The organism is Xanthomonas prunicola, assembly GCF_002846205.1.
GTDB classification, from domain to species: Bacteria; Pseudomonadota; Gammaproteobacteria; order Xanthomonadales; family Xanthomonadaceae; genus Xanthomonas; species Xanthomonas prunicola.
On sequence record NZ_PHKV01000001.1, the window covers coordinates 1,086,739 to 1,104,906 of the forward strand.

Below are 18,168 nucleotides of genomic sequence, written 5' to 3' on the forward strand. Positions count from 1 at the left end.
TGTGAGGCCCGCACATGACCGCGCGGGCTCTTGCGGGGCGCGTTACGCCGAGGCGCCGATCCGTTCCAGCCGGTAACTGCCATCCAGCACGCCCTGCACCCACGCCTGGTTAGTCAGATACCACTCCACCGTCTGCGCGATGCCTTGCTCAAAGGTGTAGGCAGGCTCCCAGCCCAGGTCGTTCTTCAGCTTCGAGGCGTCGATCGCGTAACGGCGATCATGGCCCGGGCGGTCCGTCACATACGTGATCTGGCTCGCACGCGGCTTGCCATCGTCGCGTGGACGATGCTGATCCAGCAGTGCGCAGATCGCCTGCACGACTTCGATATTCTGGCGTTCTGAATTGCCGCCCACGTTGTAGGTCTCGCCGACCTTGCCCTTCGCCAACACGGTACGAATCGCTTCGCAGTGGTCGCTGACGAACAACCAGTCGCGCACCTGCTTGCCGTCGCCGTAGACCGGCAGCGGCTCGCCGGCAAGCGCCTTGGCGATCACCAGCGGAATGAGCTTTTCGGGGAAGTGGTACGGACCGTAATTGTTCGAACAATTGGTGGTCAGCACCGGCAGACCGTAGGTGTGGTGGAACGCACGCACCAGGTGATCCGAGGCCGCCTTGGACGCCGAATACGGCGAGTTCGGCGCGTAAGGTGTGGTCTCGGTGAACTTACCGGTTTCGCCAAGCGTGCCGTAGACCTCGTCGGTTGAGACATGCAGAAAACGGAAAGCATCGCTGCGCGCGGTAGGCAGCGACTTCCAATAGTCGCGTACTGCTTCAAGCAGCGCTAAAGTTCCGACGACATTGGTTTGAATGAATGCGCCCGGACCTTCGATCGAGCGATCCACGTGGCTCTCGGCTGCGAAATTCAGCACCGCGTCTGGCTGGTGTTCCTGCAACAGACGGGCGACCAACATACCGTCGCCAATATCGCCCTTGACGAAAACGTGGTCCGGATTGCCTTCCAGGGATGCCAACGTGTTCAGGTTTCCCGCATAGGTCAGTGCATCGAGATTGACCACGCGGATCCCGCGAGCCACTGCCTCAAGAACAAAGTTGCCACCAATGAAGCCGGCACCGCCGGTTACAAGCCAAGTTGCCACTGCTGATCTCCTGGTCGCGCGCAAGCCGCGCTGCATTTTCAAACCACACAGGATATACGGTCGGAGCAATACCGAGCGTAAGCATTGTCAACCAAGCATCCAGATGTTGCACCGCAGCATCCATACGCCATCGCATGGTCTGCCGGGCCCGGTTAGAATGGCCCCACTCCCGAGCCTGCCGCCGCGGCCGGGCCTTCCCGCAATAGCTGAAGGATCTCGTACACGATGAAAATCCTCGTCGCCTACAAGCGCGTGGTGGACTACAACGTCCGCATTCAGGTCAAGCCGGATGGCTCCGGCGTGGTGACCGACGGCGTCAAGCTTTCGCCCAACCCGTTCGACGAAATCGCCCTGGAAGAAGCATTGCGCCTGCGCGATGCCGGGGCCGCCACCGAGGTGGTGGTCGCCACCCTGGCACCAGCCGATGCGGCTGCGCACCTGCGCAACGGCCTGGCCATGGGCGCCAATCGCGCGATCCATGTGGTCACCGACACGGCTGTTCAGCCGCTGACCGCCGCGCGGGCGCTGCTCAAATTGGTTGAGAAGGAACAGCCGGATTTGGTCATCCTCGGCAAGCAGGCGATCGACGACGACGCCAACCAGACCGGCCAGATGCTCGCCACCCTCTGGGGCCGGCCGCAGGCCACCTTCGCCGGCAAGCTCGTCGTTGCCGATGGAAAGGCCACGGTCACGCGCGAGGTCGATGCCGGCCTGGAGACGCTGGAAGTGGACCTGCCGGCGGTGATCACCACCGATCTGCGCCTGAACGAGCCGCGCTTCATCAAGCTGCCGGACATCATGAAGGCCAAGAGCAAGCCGCTGGAGACCCTGGCCTTCGCCGATCTGGGTGTCGACGCGCACGACAGTCTGACCACTACCCACTATGCGGCGCCGGCCAAGCGCAGCCGCGGCGTGATGGTCAAGGACGCCGCCGAACTGGTGGCCGCACTCAAGCAGAAGGGGTTGCTGTAATGGCCAAGATTCTCGTTGTCGCTGAACACCTCAATGGCCAGCTCAACGCCGCCACCGCCAAGACGCTGAGCGCTGCGCTGGCGATCTCGGCCGACTCCATCGATGTGGTTGTACTGGCAGCCGACCCGGCCGCAGTCGCGGCGCAAGCCGCGCAGCTGGCGGGCGTCGCCCGTGTACTGACCGTGGCCAATGCCGCCAACGCGCATGCCATCGCGCAGGTGCTGGGACCGCAGATCGCCCAGCTGGCTGGCCAGGGCTATACGCACGTGTTCGGCCCCTCGACCACGTTCGGCAAGGACCTGATGCCGGTCGTGGCTGCGCTGCTGGGCGTGAACCAGATCTCCGATCTGATGTCGGTCGAAGACGCTCACACCTTCAAGCGGCCGATCTACGCCGGCAACGCCATCATCACGGTGACAGCCCCGGCAGATCAGGTCGTGGTCGCCACGGTGCGCAGTGCCTCATGGCCGGAAGCCGCCGGCGGTGGAAGCGCCACGATTGAGTCGGTCACGGTGGATGCTGCGCTACCGACCCATACCCGTTTTGTTGGCTTGGCCGCAGGCAGCTCCGATCGCCCCGACCTGCAGAGCGCAAAGCGCGTGGTCTCCGGCGGCCGCGGCGTCGGCTCGGCAGAAAACTTCAAGCACATCTACAGCCTGGCCGACAAACTCGGCGCTGCCGTGGGTGCTTCACGTGCTGCAGTGGATGCCGGTTACGTGCCCAACGAACTGCAGGTCGGCCAGACCGGCAAGATCATCGCCCCTGAACTGTACATGGCAATCGGCATCAGTGGCGCCATCCAGCATCTGACCGGCATCAAGGACGCCGGCACGATCGTGGCGATCAACAAGGACCCGGAGTCGCCGATCTTTGAGATCGCCGATATCGGCTTGGTCGGGGATTTGTTTGCGCTGCTACCGGAGCTGGAGACTGCGCTGGGCTGAGGTCCATCCGCTGCAATGGACTCACCCTCGCCCCCTGTCCTCAACGGTGCCGCAAAATTGCGGCACCGTCTGGATTATCTGGCCGCCTTTGTTGCCGTGCTCTGCGCCAGTTACGTCGCCGTCTTGGTCTGGGTGGACAACGGGAACGGAACGTTTTCGCGGCTGAATGACGTCTGGCACCTGATGCTGCTTGCAATTGTGCCAGTCTCGTTGACGTACCTGTTTCGGTATTGGCGCTGGCAATGGCTGCTTGGTCGCAAAGGACATCACGTACCAGTGGGACTTGGCCTGGCTGGCTATTTGGCAGGCTTCGCGCTGACCGCCACGCCCGGCAAGGCAGGCGAGCTGATGCGGATTCGTTACTTCGCGCGGATGGGTATTCCGGCCGAGCGCACGTTGGGTGTCTTCGTCTTCGAGCGCGCGTCCGACCTCTTGGTCATCCTGTCGCTGTCTTTGCTGGCCGCATCGGTATTTCCCACCTTGGGCGCGCTAGCTGCAGTAGTGCTGGGATTTGTCTGCGTGCTGTTCGGTGCGGCCGCTTGGCCAGCCTTATTGGACAACTTGGCAGGTTTGACCGCGCGGCTTCCCGGCCGCTGGCTGCGACGTCTCGCGCACTTTTGCCTTGCGGCAGCCTTGGAACTGCGTAGCTGCCTGGATGTGCCAGCGTTTGGGCAAAGCATGCTCGCCGGATTCCTCGCCTGGGGACTGACCTCGGCAGTTTTCGTGAGCCTTTGCGTCGGCATGGGCTTGCACCTGGATCCTATTGTCGCGTTCGGCATTTACCCGCTTGCGATGCTGATCGGCGCGCTGTCGTTCGTCCCCGGTGGCGTCGGCACGACCGAATTGGCTATCGTATTGATGCTCAATCGGCTCGGAATTTCTACTGCAGACGCCATTGCAGTCGCCGTCGCGGCGCGCCTGGTGACGCTTTGGTACGCCATTCTCGTGGGCGCTGTGTCTCTGCTTGCCGCAGAATTCGCCATTCGCAAGAGCGCGCGTTGATCGGCAGGTATAATCGGCGCCCCGCAATGGATCGCCAGGCAGTCGATGTCCGCCCCTACCAGCAGCTCCACCCGTCCGGTTGTTTCGGGACGCGCCTTGTGCGTGGATCTGGATGGCACGCTTTTGAATTCGGACATTCTCTACGAGTCCGTGCTGGCGTTGCTGGCACGAAACCCGCTGTACCTGTTCTTGCTGCCGTTGTGGCTGATGCGTGGGAAGGCTGCGCTAAAGCGGGAGCTTGCGTCCCGCGTCGTCCTGCCTGCAGAGACCTTGCCCTACAACCACCAAGTGCTAGAGCTGTTGCGCACCACGACGCAACGTCCGCGTGTGCTGTGCACGGCGTCCGACGAGCTCCTGGTGCAGCCCATTGCAGAGCATCTAGGCCTCTTCGAGCAGGTCATTGCCAGTGATGGCAAGCGCAATCTGTCTGGGCGCAACAAGGCGGATGTGCTGGTCGAGGCGTTTGGTCAGGGCAACTTTGATTACGCGGGCAACGGCAGCGTGGATTTGCACGTATGGGACAAGGCCGGTGGCGCATGGGTCGTCAACAACGGCCTTGCCCTGGCTAAAGCGGCCTCGCAGCGGACAACTGTGCATGCGCATTGGCCTGCTCCGCCGCGCGCCCGTGCATGGCTGAAAGCGTTGCGCCTGCATCAATGGCTGAAGAATCTGCTGGTATTCGTTCCGCTGCTGACCGCGCACCGCTTCCTGGATCTGGAATCGGTCCTGCAATCCACGATTGCGCTGGTTGCGTTCGGGTTATGCGCTTCCGGTGTCTATGTGCTCAATGATCTGCTGGACCTGACGCCTGATCGTCAGCATCCGCGCAAGCGCAAGCGTCCGTTCGCGGCAGGTCGTCTTCCTCTTTTGCAGGGCCTGCTGGCTGCCCCGGCACTGACAGTAGCAGGCCTCCTGCTGTCGCTGGCGTGCAACATTGAATTCACCTTGGTCTTGCTTGCCTACTACGTCATGACCTTGGCGTATTCGCTGCGCTTGAAGCGCATCGTGATGATCGACGTGGTGCTGCTCGCAGCGCTCTACACCGTACGCATCATCGGCGGGGCAGTGGCGATTGGCATCGAGCTATCGTTCTGGCTATTGGCATTTTCGATGTTCATGTTCCTTTCGCTTGCGCTGCTCAAGCGCTACACGGAACTACATGCCATGTTGAGCAGCGGCAAGACCAGGGCCAGTGGCCGAGCCTATTCGGTAGAGGATCTCTCGCTGTTGCAATCCATGGGCGCGGCGGCTGGCTACATCGCGGTGATGGTGATGGCGCTGTACATCAACAGTCCCGAGAGTGTGGAGCTCTACCGCAATCCCAAACTGCTCTGGCTGGTATGCCCGGTGTTGCTGTATTGGGTGAGCCGGGTCTGGATCATTGCTCATCGCGGAGAGATGCACGATGACCCGATCGTGTTCGCTGCCACCGATCGCGTTAGCCAGATCGTTGTGGTGCTGTGCGGGTTGTTCGCCCTGAGCGCCATCTGATGGCGGCGGGGCAGTCCTGGGGCCGCTATCCCAGCGCGCAGCAAACGCTGCTACCGATCAACGATCGCGCGGCAAGCCTACCAACATTCGACGGCCTTGCCCTGCCGCGTGGTAACGGACGCAGTTATGGCGACAGTTGCCTAAACCCGGACGGTGCACTGCTGTGCGCACGTGGGCTTGATCGATTTATCGCGTTTGATCCGGCCAGTGGCGTACTTCGCTGTGAGGCGGGCGTCACACTTAACGAGATCATCGAGCTAGTTCTGCCGCAAGGCTGGTTTCTGCCAGTGACGCCCGGCACGCGCTACGTCACCGTTGCCGGCGCAATTGCCAACGATGTGCATGGCAAGAACCACCATCGCACCGGCAATTTTGGTCATCATGTGCGCGCATTCGAGCTACTGCGTAGCGACGGCGAGCGGCGAGTGTGCATGCCAAATGATGCCGACCACTGGTTCGCAGCCACCGTCGGCGGGCTAGGGCTCACTGGCCTGATCACCTGGGCTGAAATCCAATTACGCCGCGTCGGCAGTCCCACACTGGAAGCAGAAAACATTCGCTTCGGCTCGCTCGATGAGTTCTTCGAGTTATCGAAGGCGTCGGCAGGAAGCCACGAGTACAGCGTTGCCTGGATTGACTGTTTGGCAAGCGGCACAGCACGCGGACGTGGGCACTTCACCCGCGCCGATCACTGCACCGGGCTTGCCCAGGAGCGACCGAAATCGCCGGGCGCTGGATTATCCATGCCTGTCACCCCACCGATTTCGTTGGTGAACAAGTTATCCCTGCGACCTTTCAACGCGCTTTACTACTGGCGCCAGCCCGCACCCCGCAAACGCTTCGTCAGCCACCTCTTACCGTTTTTTTACCCACTTGACGGCATCCGTGACTGGAACCGCATGTATGGTCCTTCCGGATTTCTGCAGTATCAATGTGTCTTGCCGCCTGCAACCGCGCGGGACGGAGTCGACGCGCTGCTCACTGAGATCGCGCGCAGCGGCAGCGGCTCGTTCCTGGCTGTGTTGAAAGAATTTGGCGACACACCGTCCATCGGGATGCTGTCTTTCCCAAGGCCGGGAACGACCTTGGCTTTGGACTTTCCCAACACTGGTCCTGACGTCTTCCGCCTGCTTGAGCGACTCGACCGGATCGTCGACGAGGCAGGCGGCGCTCTGTACCCTGCCAAGGACGCACGTATGGCAGCACAGTCGTTCCAGCGCGCCTATGGTCGCTGGCGCGAGTTCGGCAGCTATCTCGATCCACGTTTTTCTTCCGGCTTCTGGCGCCGGGTCACGGAGTAGACATGCAACGCGTCCTCATCATCGGGGCCACCTCGGCCATCGCCGAAGCAACCGCCCGACGCTATGCCGCACGCGGGGCGGCCATCCATCTGCTCGGCCGCCAGGCCGCGCGCCTGCAAACAATTGCGGCAGACCTCACGACCCGCGGTGCCCGAAGCAGCATCGGCGTGCTGGATGTCAACGATAGTGCACATCATGGCGACATCCTGGATGCGGCCTGGGCTGCGTTGGGCGGTGTCGATGTTGTGTTGATCGCGCATGGCACGCTGCCAGATCAGGCTGCGTGTAACGCTTCGGTCGAATTGTCGCTGCGTGAATTCGCAACCAACGGCACCTCCACGATTGCCCTGTGCGCGGCGATTGTGCCGCGACTGACGTCGGGCGCCACGCTTGCAGTCATTTCTTCCGTGGCGGGAGACCGCGGTCGAGCCAGCAACTACCTCTATGGCAGCGCCAAGGCGGCTGTCACTGCCTACCTCAGCGGGTTGGGTCAGCGGCTGCGTCCGGACGGTATCAACGTGCTCACGATCAAGCCGGGCTTCGTCGACACCCCCATGACTGCGGCGTTCAAGAAGGGCGCACTGTGGGCAAAGCCGGACCAGATCGCCAAGGGGATTCTCAGTGCAGTGGACAAGCGTCGCGCTGTGGCCTACCTGCCTAATTTCTGGTGGGCGATCATGTTGGTGATCAAGAACATCCCAGAATTCATTTTTCGCAGGATCAAGCTCTGACATGACGGACAAACACGCCAAGATCGTCATCACCGGCGCCGCGGGCCTGGTCGGCCAGAACCTAATCGTCGAACTCGAACAGCAGGGCTACACCCAGCTGGTAGCGATCGACAAACACGCGCACAACCTGCAGATCCTGCGCGAGCTGCACCCGGCCGTGCGCGTGGTGCAGGCGGACCTTGCCGAGCCCGGCGACTGGGCACGCGAGTTCGAGGGTGCAGCCTGCGTCGCCCAGTTGCACGCGCAGATCACCGGTAAGACAACCGATCTATTCACCCGAAACAACCTGACCGCGACCGCGCACGTGCTCGATGCCTGCCGCGCGGCGAAGGTGCCGTATCTGGTGCACATCAGCTCCTCGGTGGTGAACTCGGTGGCCAAGGACGACTACACCAACACCAAGCGCGCACAGGAAGAGATGGTGGTCGCCAGCGGTCTGCGCCACTGCGTGCTACGCCCAACCCTGATGTTCGGCTGGTTCGATCCCAAGCACCTCGGCTGGCTGTCACGCTTCATGGCCAGGACGCCGGTGTTCCCGATTCCGGGCGACGGCCGCTTCATGCGCCAGCCGCTCTACGAGCGCGACTTCTGCCGTTGCATCGCCACCTGCATCGAACGCGAGCCTGAAGGGGATGTCTACGATATCGTTGGCGATACGCGCGTGGACTACGTCGACATCATCAAGACGATCAAGCGGGTCAAGAAACTGCACACCCTGATCGTGCATATTCCGATCGGCTTCTTCGCCTTCCTGTTGCGTGTGTATTCGCTCTTTAGTTCCAAGCCGCCATTCACCGCCGACCAGCTCAAGGCGCTCAGCGCCGGCGACGACTTCAAGGGCGTCGATACCGAAGCGGTGTTCGGCGTGCGGCAAACGCCGTTCGAGGATGCGATCCGCGAAAGCTATACCGACCCGCGCTACAGCCATATTGTGCTAAAGCGCTGAACCGTCATACGAGACTTAGAACTATGAGTACATTCGCGATCGTCGGCAGCGGCCCAATGGGCCTGATGGCTGCCATGGAACTGTTGAAAAAGGGCCACCAGGTCGACGTGTACGAACGCGACGACCGCATCGGCGGCATGTCCGCAGATTTCGATTTCGACGGCCTGCGCATCGAGCGCTATTACCACTTCATCTGCAAGACCGATTTCCCGCTGTTCAAGTTGCTTGAGGACCTGAAGCTGTCCGACCGCCTGCACTGGACGGACACCAAAATGGGGTACTACTACCAGGGCAAGCTGCACAAGTGGGGAACGCCGTCCGCGCTGCTCGGCTTCCCGCACCTGGGACTGATCGACAAGATCCGCTACGCCCTGCACGTCATGCATACCAAGGGCATCAGCGACTGGACCGCCTTGGACAAGGAAAATGCGCGCGACTGGATCACCCGCTGGATCGGTCCTAAGGCCTACAAGGTGATGTGGGAAAAAGCATTCGCGCTAAAGTTTTTCGAGTACCAGAATGCACTCTCCGCCTCCTGGATCGGCACTCGCATCAAGCGCGTGGCGCTGTCGCGGCGTAATCTGTTCAACGAAAGCATGGGCTATCTGGAAGGTGGCTCGGCCGTGCTGCTGGAACGCATGGCCGCGGAAGTGACGCGCCTGGGCGGCCGCATCCTGCTGTCGCAGCCGATCGAAGAGGTCGCCTCCGCCGACGGCAAGGTCACCGGCATCCGCACCCGCGATGGCCATCATGCCTACGACGGTGTGGTGTCGACGGCACCGATCCAGTATGTGCCTGGCATGGTCCCCGGTCTGCCCAAGACCTTCGCCGACCAAGTCGCCGCGATCGAGAACATTCCGGTCGCCTGCGTGATCCTGAAGGTGTCCAAACCGGTCAGCGAAAACTTCTGGATGAACATCAGCGACGACCGGATCTCCATACCCGGCCTGATCGAGTACAGCAACCTCAATCCAGGCAAGGGTGCGGGCGAACACATCGTTTACGCGCCCTACTACATGCCTAAGACTCATCCGAAGTGGCAGTGGAGCAATCAGCAACTGATCGACGAAGTCATCAGCTATTTACCTATAATCAACACGGAGTTCAAGCCGGAGTGGATCCTCGCAACTCATTGCCATCGCTATGAGTACGCGCAGACCATATGCCCGCCGGGCTTCCAAGACATGCTGCCGCCGATGAAGACGCCGCTGCGTGGATTTTTCATGGCAGATACGGCGTACTACTACCCGGAAGATCGCTCGATCAATGAAAGTATCTCGGTTGGAGCTACGTTGGCGGCCCAAGCCTGCAACGGAGCTCGTCCAACGTGACTCGCTTGCTGATGTCGCGGCAGTTTGCCTTGTTCTTGATTGCAGGCGGAACTGCGGCGGCCGTCAATTTTGGCTCACGTATTCTACTGAGCCATTGGCTCCATTACGTCTCCGCCATTATTATCGCCTACTGCCTGGGCATGCTCACCGCCTTTTCACTTAACAAACTCTTCGTATTCGAGGGAAGCGATAAGCACATTCATAAGCAGATTCTCTGGTTCGTACTTGTTAATATCGCTGCAGCAATCCAAACCCTGCTGATCAGTCTTGCGTTCGCCCGCATCATCTTTCCTTACTTGGCGATCGACTTCCACACCGAGACCCTATCCCATGGGATCGGTGTTGCGGTTCCAGTGGTGACAAGCTACATCGGCCACAAATATCTTTCTTTTTCGCAGAAAAAGACATGATGTCTATTACCTATCTTTGCCAAAAGTACCATTTCAAGAAAGTCGCGCTGCTGTGCATTGGAACGTTTATATTGCTGGCGACCTTGCGCTTCATGTTGCTAATGGCGGCAGGCAGTTCGGTTCCATTCTGGGATCAGTGGGGAGGCGAGAATGCAATTTTCAGCGCCTTTCAGAACGGCAGCTTGACTTGGCAACAACTATTCTCCGCACATAACGAGCATCGTATCTTTTGGACTCGTCTCCTGACCATCATATTGTTCAATATGAACGGACAACAGTGGGACAATCAACTCGAAGCAGTTGTATCCAGTGGAATCTATTGCGCAGCGCTTACGATCCCTGTTTTTTTTGCAGCCCAAGCATTGAATCGCTTCAAAGCAATCGCGATGACACTCGCGATGATCCTTGCGGGCGCCCTTCCGTTCGGCTGGGAAAACACTCTGGTTGGCTTTCAAAGTCAATTTTATATAAATTCGTTGTTAGCATTTTTAGCAATTGGCGCATGCGCCTATACAAATTTCCGTGGTCCTGTATGCATCTTGCCTCTGGTGATAATCGGCGCATCAATGCTCGCCATGGCTAACGGGGTGCTTACCGCCTTTTGCTGTGCTGGCGTGCTTTCTCTTCGATCTTTCACCGACGCAGGGATCCGCATCCGCGCGGCAATTCTGGCAGTGTTGATGTGCTTGGTCGGCGTTATCGGATATGGCCTGACACCATCACCTGCGTACCATGCAATTTTGAAGGCACAAAACATCGGCGAGTGGATCTCCGCGTTGTGGATTACCAGCAGCTGGCCGATGCCTCCTGCAATCGGCCAGGTTTTGCTGATAGCGCCAGTCCTGATCTGGCTTGTACAAACAGGTCGACAGCAGAAGAGCACAAGCGACCTATTTTTCCTTGGCCTGAACATCCTCGGACTGCTTAATTCCGTGGCCATTTCATATTCACGGGGCCACGATCTAGCAGAGGTTACATCCAGATACACTGACACCATTTTGCCGACATCAATGGCTGCGTGTTATTTCGCCATACGGCTCGCTACAACAAACAGCGTTTTCGGATATAGAAGAAGCCTTTATAGATTCTTGGTATGCCTGGCCTACTTTGTTGTTATAGGGTCGCTCATAATGCAAAGCGCTGCCCAGCTTCCAAAATTACGGGAGCGCGCTTATTTCCTAAGAATGTCAACATTAAATACTGCATACTTTCTTGCTGGAGAGGATAGCGCCTTTCAAAACAAGCCACATGCACACGTACCATACCCAGATCCAATACGGTTGGCACAGAGCCTGCGCGCCAAAGACCAGACAAACACTCTTCCAACCTCAGTTCTCGGCGCGTGGGCACTGTCCGGGCATCAACTTCCGCTGATTCCTGGACGATGCTCGGTCGGCGCCAGCAAAGCTGATAATTATTCAAAGGTTGAGGTGGATTGCTCTGATGTCGGCGCTGCACCCTTTACTGGACAAGCGATAGTGATGCCGACGGGCGCACTTTCCGCCCGGCTGATGCAAGTGAGGCAGGCACTGGATATTTCGATTTTTCCCAGCGGACATATGATCAACCAACCAAAGGTTTCCGAGCGGGAATGCGCACTAGACTCACTTAACGAACGTAGCACTTCTATCCAACCGCTCACTGCCATGGATCAAACGCCCATACGCCTTTCAGGATGGGCGTCACCTTCTCTTATCGGTGTCGGACCGATGGATTTTCCTAGCTTGAAGATTGCGCTGGTTGGAAAGGATAAGGCTTTCGAATTTGATACGGGCTACAGCAGAACGAGTCGGCCAGACGTCGTCATCGCCCTAAAGAATAGCCACTATGAGCGCTCTGGTTTTGACGCCATCATTAACGCCTCCAAACTCCCCGCAGAAACGTACCGGGTTTTTGTTTCAGGCAAGAGCAAAGCTTATTGCGATACTGGACACAACATTATTTTGACTAAATCCAGTATCCCGTTTGCAACATTCTGAGCCCATTGAGACCAGCCGCATGCAAATGATTGGCAACCAAAGCAATCGCGCACAGCAGTGGCATAAAAAGCTGATCACCAGCGTAAGCCTACTGTTCTTGGCACTTGTATTGATAGAACTTCTTATCAATGCGTTCAATCGGGGTAGCTGCTGCTTTGACGACGCATCTTTTGCTGTAGTGGCTAAGAACCTTGCGGCAGGAGACGGCTACCTGCTTAGCCTAGACTACGGCAACCTAGATCATCGAGGATCGCTATTTCACCCTGCATTGGGGACCGGTCCTAGCACAATCATTTTGGGCGCTGCCGCAATCCGTTTGTTTGGAAACGCTCCATGGATTCCGGGCATGGCATTGATAATTTTCAACGCTGTGCTGACATGCCTCTGGATGATGCTTATTTCCAGACGGTCTGGGCATGCTCGTGGGTGCGCGTTTACTGCTGCAAGCACGCTACTTGCAATCTCAACGACAACCATGCACCACGAGCAGTGGTTCGCTTTCCTGGGCGAGCTGCAGTCTTACTTGCTCGCTTTTACGGCCTTCGTCATTGCAACCTATTGCCATCCACGTATAACTACCTTTTTAGCGTCGGGTGTACTGTTGGGAGCCTCTTTCGAAGCAAAGGAATTATCGGCAATCTACGTCATCCCTCTAGGGTCGATGGCGCTTTACATGGCCATCCGTTCGTCCGTCGCGAGAAGACGATCGCCGCAGGAGACCAAAAGGTGGTTGGTATTGCTCAGCGCAGCCGCAATCGGAACTTTGATTCCGATCGCCCTATTCGAGTTTTACCGTTGGCATTCCCTGGGAAGCACTGATTGGCTCACCAACTGGGACAATCATATCCAATTTATTCGCACGCAAGGAACCGGATCGGCATCGTCAACATTTGATCAGCTCATTCAAGGTCGTGCCGCCACCTTCAAAGAACGCTTTAACATTGGCGTGGGCTGGCTCATCGTATGGGGAGCATTTAGCGCAGCGCTGACGCTCTGGTCAACTCAAGACATAAAGGTCCGCGCATTGACCTCGCTTCTAGTGATAGCATTTTTTGTACATCTCGGTTACTGGATATTTCTCTCCAATGGCTGGCCACGTTACGCTTTTAATGCGGTCCTGTATGGCTGCGCCTTGATCTGCATGCCTGTCTTATATGTGCGGCGTGGGGAACTACCTATCCCGGCGTTGCTTTCAATCATCGCGTGGTGCGCCCTGACTCACGCCAGCATCACTAACTACATCATGGGTGTTTGGTTACCTGCAGTTCGAAGCACAGACTCGGCCACTATTACGGAAGCGCAGCAGCAACAAGAAGTTAAGGATTTTTTGGCAAACTACTCCGGCGTCGTTTACGCTCCATGGTGGGCACATGTTGCTAGCCAGGAATATCTTGGAGCAGGCCACGGCAGGTTTACTGCGATCACCCCGGCTACCTTGAAAGGTGAGGGACTGCTATTTATCGACAGACATTTACCACTACCTGATGGCAACGATTACATTCGACTTAGTAAACGATGTACACCATTGAAGCTATTCAATAACCGTTACGAAATTCAGTCATGCCGTGCAGAGCAGGAATGAGGCCGTCAAGAAATAGAAATAAAAACGCCGGCAGACGCCGGCGTTTTTATTTCTATTTCTTGACATCACCGACCATTCAAACAACACAAATCGAACACGGAGCAGAAGATGCGGATCCTCTAGATCCTGTCACGGTGACGGATCGGCATATGCGTATGCTTCAAAGGTCTCGTACGCCTCAACCATTGGCAAATTGCTGGAAGCAATGTAGTACCCAGTAGAGCAGACAGCGAGACTGAAACACCGCTCGATCGCATGTGCCAATGTGCCATCAACCTGACCAGCCTCAGGCTCAAAGTCCTCTTTTCGAAGATCTAGATCCATGATCGAGTCGATAGCCTCAGGGCGGACATAGAACATTGAACCAGCAGCGAACATCGCGGAAACCGGATTGACCGGATCGACACGCATTTGTTTGGAGAGCCTATGCACTGTGTCAGCATTTGCGCCCCAGTACGTTGTCATCGGAAGGATGTGCCCCTCCGGCGCTGCTAGGCCCAAGCGTTCCTGCTCTCTAAAGGCAGCAAAAATATCGCATGCCATCTTAGGTGCGAGTAGCTTCTCTAGCATGTCGCGCCGCCACGACTCACCGTCCTGACGGTGAAGGGAGCGCTTCGTGTGCAGTTTTAGGACAAGGCTTTCGCGTCCGCGAAGATCCTTCATGATTTCAAGGAATGGCAAGATATCTCGCCCTCTATTCTCGAATACACGCACATCTGCCACAACTGACAAATCAGCAAGATGCCTCTTGACCTCATCTTCCTTGTCAGGAACAGTAGAAATGATTAGAAGGTAAGGCACGTCCCATAACTGAAGCTCCTTAAGCATCTCAGGAAGAAGCTCTGGATAAAAAACGTGAATAACCACAGCGACTCGCTCAGGCGTCCTAGGCGTTGCTGGCTGCCGCAGCGCTCGCCGGGTTGCTTCAAGGTAAGCGTAGCCATACCTTCGATCAGGCTCAAGATGGGCTCCTTCGGCCCATTCGTTCCACGCGTTGACAAAAACAAGCGATTCCCCACGTACAGGGAACTTTCTTGAGTAATCTACCGCTCCGCGCAGCCATGTACGATAACGGGCAGGAGTTGAACGAGCTACGGTATAGCCACGGCCTGGCTTACGGGCGTCGTTGTCCCACGATGGGAATACGCCGCGTATCAGGTCGAACTCTGGCTTGGCCTCCGACAGTGCCTTATCAACAACATTGGCGTAATCGACCACGCTGCCTTGGTAGCCAGGATTGATGATCTCCAACTCGTGATTGATGGAGGGCAGACCAGCTGCAACCTTGTGCGGTGGAAACTCGACTGCAGCATCAAACCCGTACTCCCGCGGATCGAGCTTATCGAACTGGACCATACACAGAAACAACTCACCGACGCCAGATTCGCGACAGTAAGCCCGCCATCGGTCAAGAGTACTCGCTGCATCAGGTAACAAAGACGGGCGGTATAGGATCACAAGCGGCCGCCCATCGACCCTTATGTAGCGTGGATCGCGGAGCAAGGGCTCCAACGTCTTTATAAACGCTAGATCGTCCTCGGGACCGTAATCCTGCGCAATAAGTACTTCATTCTCGAGGCCATCCCAGCGACGCGTCCAGTTTTCATTGGCCCAACAGATACAAAATGGCAGATCAATATCGGAGGCAAGCAGCTGATCTAACGGCCGTTCGAGCAATCGTTTCCCGGCAAACCAGTAGTAGTGGAAACAGAACCCCTCGACGCCATAGAGTTTTGCCAACTCTGCCTGCCTACGCATCACATCAACGATGCGCAAGTCGTAGAAGCCTAGCTCACCAGGCAAATGGGGCTGATAATGTCCAATGAATTGCGGAACAGCCTTGGCAACATTAGTCCATTCAGTGAAGCCACGACCCCACCACTCGTCGTTCTCAGCGATAGGATGGAATTGCGGCAGGTAAAACGCAATCACACGCGACGCAAATGGCCGTTTATCAGCCATCTCGGCGATCGGCACATATTCATTGGAAGGCGAGCTGGGAAGCTGAAGTATCGATTGCACATAGCGAGTGCGGGCCGTCTCCAAGTTCGACGGATCTTCTACATGCGGAGCAGCCGGCGCTAGATGCTTCTCACCAAGATGCCGATAGACATACCAGCTTCGGTAAGCGTTCGTATTAGAAAACAGCCAAGGAAAGAGCTTAAACAACGTCGTCTTAAAAAGCTGTCGAGATTTACTTGAAACTGGAACTTTCAAGTAAATCTGGCGCAACCCACGCGATAGTTTATTTCTAGCAAACCGCGGGCGAAAAACATTCCTCATAACTCGCAGGGGCATGGTAATGCGCCAACTCGTCGAGGAATACACTTCATTAAGTTCATTGGCACGCGAAGCCGCCAATGCTACGAGTTCCGCATACGCCTCCATCGTATCTTTCGATTGTATTAGATCGCGCTCTAATCTCTGCTCATTCACGCGAGCTTGCTCAGCAAGGTGTGCCAACTGCTCCAGCTTTAGCTCTTGATCGGCTCGCTGCCCCCTCAACTCCTTGATTTCTGCGACTTTCTCTTCCAGCTTGGAACATAGCTCGGACCGCTCCTGATGAAATTGGGCTTCCTTGACTTGGTTGGCTGCACGCTCGCTTTCCGCGGAGTGAAAAACGCTAGCGATGCGCTCAGCGGCATCTGCCTTAACGGCGTTCCAGTCGCCCGACATCTTTGCGATATCAGGAATCGAACGGAGGTACAGGCACATAAAGTTTTTAAAGATTAAGCCGCTGTCTCGGCCATACACGAGACGCGTCACAACCCCATCCAACTCAATGAATCGCTCAATGTCTGCGTCGTCAACCGGCGACCCGATGATTTGCATTACAGTCCGCAGCAAGACAGGCACATGGAGATGGGAAATATCTTCCGGAATGCCGACCGCAACCAGTGACGTCATTGAGCCTACAAGGGCTCTGTAGGAAAGATACAACAGTTCAAGCTGACCATGCCATATCCACTCAAGATCGATAAACTCTGCCGCGCCATTCTGATCGATCATGAGGTTTCGCGGCAACGCGTCAAGCGCCCATCCGGGCAACAACCCTGACACATCAGATGCATCCTGCGAATCGGCAACACCTCGCAACAGAGTATCTTTCCAAAGCATAAGCCACTCAGCAATCTCTGCCGCGCGCCAACCATCTCGGCTCACGATTTTTTCCAACGTCCGGGTGTGCAAATGACCAAGAACGTATTCCGAGGCATTCAGTTCCATACTGATCGGACGAGCCAGCTCTAGGCTGTCGTCATCTAGCAGACGCTTGGGAACAACATCGATTCTAACCCCATCGCTTTTGGCCTGAAATTGAACCTGCTTGCAGAACACCGGGAGTCGGTTGGTGGCAAAGTGATGCGCCAGCGTATTGCCGGATGAAGCGCTGTCTGCCGGCTTAGCTTTTTTCCTAGCAACGAAGAGAAAGGAATTCGCCATATCGGGTAGAAGACCGTTACGAGCGATAACAGACCAAGCGCGCTCGAGCGAGAACAACGGAGCATACGGCAGCTGCGGATCAGCGATAGCGCTTTGAGCAGCTAATGTACCTGCATCGAATTCCGGATGTGAACCGTCGTAAGCGCCGGGCGCAAGCACCACAGTAGGAAATTTATAATCAGGAAAGGGAAGCAGCAACTCGCAGCTTTCAAAGCCCGCGGACTGCAACATTTCCATAAGCTGCAACCGTCCGTACGTTGCAACGGTTGTTGCGTCATAGTTGTCGGAGATTCCATGCATCGGCTTGCCAACGTGATCCTCCGGCATACCCGCGAAGTATTTGAGGCCAAGCTGATTCTCAATAGCTACGATCAGGCAGCCATCGTCTGCAAGCAACGAGTGTGCTTTCTGCAGCCAAGCTTGCGCCGGCGCATTGGACTGACCGTAGACGTTGGCATATTCCAGCACTCCGATTAACGTTAGAGCATCGAACCCTTCTTGCGCCGAGAAGTTTTCAAGCACGTCGTTGACAACTCTCACGTTTGGCAGATCACGGCACCTAGATGCCGTGATCCGCGCACGGCGACTGCTACCTTCCAGCGCAGTCAACGATGCACCGATCTCGCCGAGATACCGCGAGATCGCGCCGCATCCAGAACCGACCTCCAGTACTCGTCCTTTTAGCAGATCGGATATCGGGCGCAATAAGTTCGCACGCCCAGAGCTCAAGTGGTAACGCGAGGGCCAGTCTGTTTGATACTCCTGTAATGGTCGCGAAAACAACGATACATCATCGCAACCCAAAATAGACGCGGCGATACGTTCTTCTGCTTCGTCTCCATCCGTATAGCCGAACTCTTGGGAGCGACTATTGGGAACCCACACTTCACCATTGTAGGTGTAATTATTTTCGATGCCGGGAGAGACCTTAGACATTAAT

13 protein-coding genes are annotated in these 18,168 nt (G+C 56.9%); 11 read left to right on the top strand and 2 right to left on the bottom strand.

Features of this window, described 5'->3' with window-relative positions:
- Positions 1-42: 42 nt before the first annotated feature.
- The gene (gene rfbB, locus XpruCFBP8353_RS04795) at positions 43-1,098 is read right to left on the bottom strand and encodes a dTDP-glucose 4,6-dehydratase (protein ID WP_101362135.1); all 1,056 of its coding nucleotides are present in this window, start codon (positions 1,096-1,098) and stop codon (positions 43-45) included.
- Positions 1,099-1,323: 225 nt separating this feature from the next.
- Here rfbB and XpruCFBP8353_RS04800 point away from each other — a divergent pair, with 225 nt between their 5' ends.
- From XpruCFBP8353_RS04800 to XpruCFBP8353_RS04845, 11 genes are all read left to right on the top strand, one after another.
- Entirely contained in the window at positions 1,324-2,070 is a 747-nt protein-coding gene (locus XpruCFBP8353_RS04800) for an electron transfer flavoprotein subunit beta/FixA family protein (protein WP_101362136.1), read from the top strand.
- On the top strand, positions 2,070-3,014 hold the full coding sequence (locus XpruCFBP8353_RS04805) for an electron transfer flavoprotein subunit alpha/FixB family protein (protein WP_101362137.1): 945 nt from the start codon (positions 2,070-2,072) through the stop codon (positions 3,012-3,014). Before XpruCFBP8353_RS04800 ends, XpruCFBP8353_RS04805 begins: the two co-directional genes overlap by 1 nt.
- Positions 3,015-3,029: 15 nt before the next feature.
- The gene (locus XpruCFBP8353_RS04810; protein WP_101362138.1) at positions 3,030-4,016 is read left to right on the top strand and encodes a lysylphosphatidylglycerol synthase transmembrane domain-containing protein; all 987 of its coding nucleotides are present in this window, start codon (positions 3,030-3,032) and stop codon (positions 4,014-4,016) included.
- 102 nt (positions 4,017-4,118) lie between these two features.
- The gene (locus XpruCFBP8353_RS04815; protein WP_101362483.1) at positions 4,119-5,507 is read left to right on the top strand and encodes a UbiA family prenyltransferase; all 1,389 of its coding nucleotides are present in this window, start codon (positions 4,119-4,121) and stop codon (positions 5,505-5,507) included.
- Positions 5,507-6,808, top strand: a complete 1,302-nt coding sequence (locus XpruCFBP8353_RS04820; RefSeq protein WP_101362139.1) for an FAD-binding oxidoreductase — start codon at positions 5,507-5,509, stop codon at positions 6,806-6,808. Before XpruCFBP8353_RS04815 ends, XpruCFBP8353_RS04820 begins: the two co-directional genes overlap by 1 nt.
- Before the next feature lie 2 nt (positions 6,809-6,810).
- Complete coding sequence (locus tag XpruCFBP8353_RS04825; RefSeq protein ID WP_101362140.1) at positions 6,811-7,539, top strand: SDR family oxidoreductase; 729 nt, start codon at positions 6,811-6,813, stop codon at positions 7,537-7,539.
- 1 nt (position 7,540) lies between these two features.
- Positions 7,541-8,485 (top strand): NAD-dependent epimerase/dehydratase family protein, encoded by a 945-nt coding sequence (locus tag XpruCFBP8353_RS04830; RefSeq protein WP_101362141.1) that lies wholly within the window; start codon positions 7,541-7,543, stop codon positions 8,483-8,485.
- A gap of 23 nt (positions 8,486-8,508) precedes the next feature.
- Positions 8,509-9,816, top strand: a complete 1,308-nt coding sequence (locus tag XpruCFBP8353_RS04835) for an NAD(P)/FAD-dependent oxidoreductase (protein WP_101362142.1) — start codon at positions 8,509-8,511, stop codon at positions 9,814-9,816.
- 8 nt (positions 9,817-9,824) lie between these two features.
- Complete coding sequence (locus XpruCFBP8353_RS04840) at positions 9,825-10,226, top strand: GtrA family protein (RefSeq protein WP_101362484.1); 402 nt, start codon at positions 9,825-9,827, stop codon at positions 10,224-10,226.
- Positions 10,226-12,205, top strand: a complete 1,980-nt coding sequence (locus tag XpruCFBP8353_RS23340) for a hypothetical protein (RefSeq protein ID WP_133125618.1) — start codon at positions 10,226-10,228, stop codon at positions 12,203-12,205. The genes XpruCFBP8353_RS04840 and XpruCFBP8353_RS23340 overlap by 1 nt, the downstream gene beginning before the upstream one ends.
- Before the next feature lie 19 nt (positions 12,206-12,224).
- Complete coding sequence (locus tag XpruCFBP8353_RS04845) at positions 12,225-13,787, top strand: hypothetical protein (protein WP_133125619.1); 1,563 nt, start codon at positions 12,225-12,227, stop codon at positions 13,785-13,787.
- 129 nt (positions 13,788-13,916) lie between these two features.
- Here XpruCFBP8353_RS04845 and XpruCFBP8353_RS04850 read toward each other — a convergent pair whose 3' ends face one another.
- Positions 13,917-18,164 (bottom strand): glycoside hydrolase family 99-like domain-containing protein, encoded by a 4,248-nt coding sequence (locus tag XpruCFBP8353_RS04850; RefSeq protein ID WP_101362144.1) that lies wholly within the window; start codon positions 18,162-18,164, stop codon positions 13,917-13,919.
- Between the last annotated feature and the right edge of the window lie 4 nt (positions 18,165-18,168).

Excerpts from the sequence above, each read along its gene's own strand:
- XpruCFBP8353_RS23340 (WP_133125618.1), top strand. The coding sequence starts at position 10,226 with ATGTCTATTACCTATCTTTGCCAAAAGTACCATTTCAAGAAAGTCGCG.
- XpruCFBP8353_RS04820 (WP_101362139.1), top strand. The coding sequence starts at position 5,507 with ATGGCGGCGGGGCAGTCCTGGGGCCGCTATCCCAGCGCGCAGCAAACG.
- XpruCFBP8353_RS04845 (WP_133125619.1), top strand. The coding sequence starts at position 12,225 with ATGCAAATGATTGGCAACCAAAGCAATCGCGCACAGCAGTGGCATAAA.
- XpruCFBP8353_RS04810 (WP_101362138.1), top strand. The coding sequence starts at position 3,030 with ATGGACTCACCCTCGCCCCCTGTCCTCAACGGTGCCGCAAAATTGCGG.
- XpruCFBP8353_RS04835 (WP_101362142.1), top strand. The coding sequence starts at position 8,509 with ATGAGTACATTCGCGATCGTCGGCAGCGGCCCAATGGGCCTGATGGCT.
- XpruCFBP8353_RS04800 (WP_101362136.1), top strand. The coding sequence starts at position 1,324 with ATGAAAATCCTCGTCGCCTACAAGCGCGTGGTGGACTACAACGTCCGC.
- XpruCFBP8353_RS04805 (WP_101362137.1), top strand. The coding sequence starts at position 2,070 with ATGGCCAAGATTCTCGTTGTCGCTGAACACCTCAATGGCCAGCTCAAC.
- XpruCFBP8353_RS04830 (WP_101362141.1), top strand. The coding sequence starts at position 7,541 with ATGACGGACAAACACGCCAAGATCGTCATCACCGGCGCCGCGGGCCTG.
- XpruCFBP8353_RS04850 (WP_101362144.1), bottom strand. The coding sequence starts at position 18,164 with ATGTCTAAGGTCTCTCCCGGCATCGAAAATAATTACACCTACAATGGT.
- XpruCFBP8353_RS04825 (WP_101362140.1), top strand. The coding sequence starts at position 6,811 with ATGCAACGCGTCCTCATCATCGGGGCCACCTCGGCCATCGCCGAAGCA.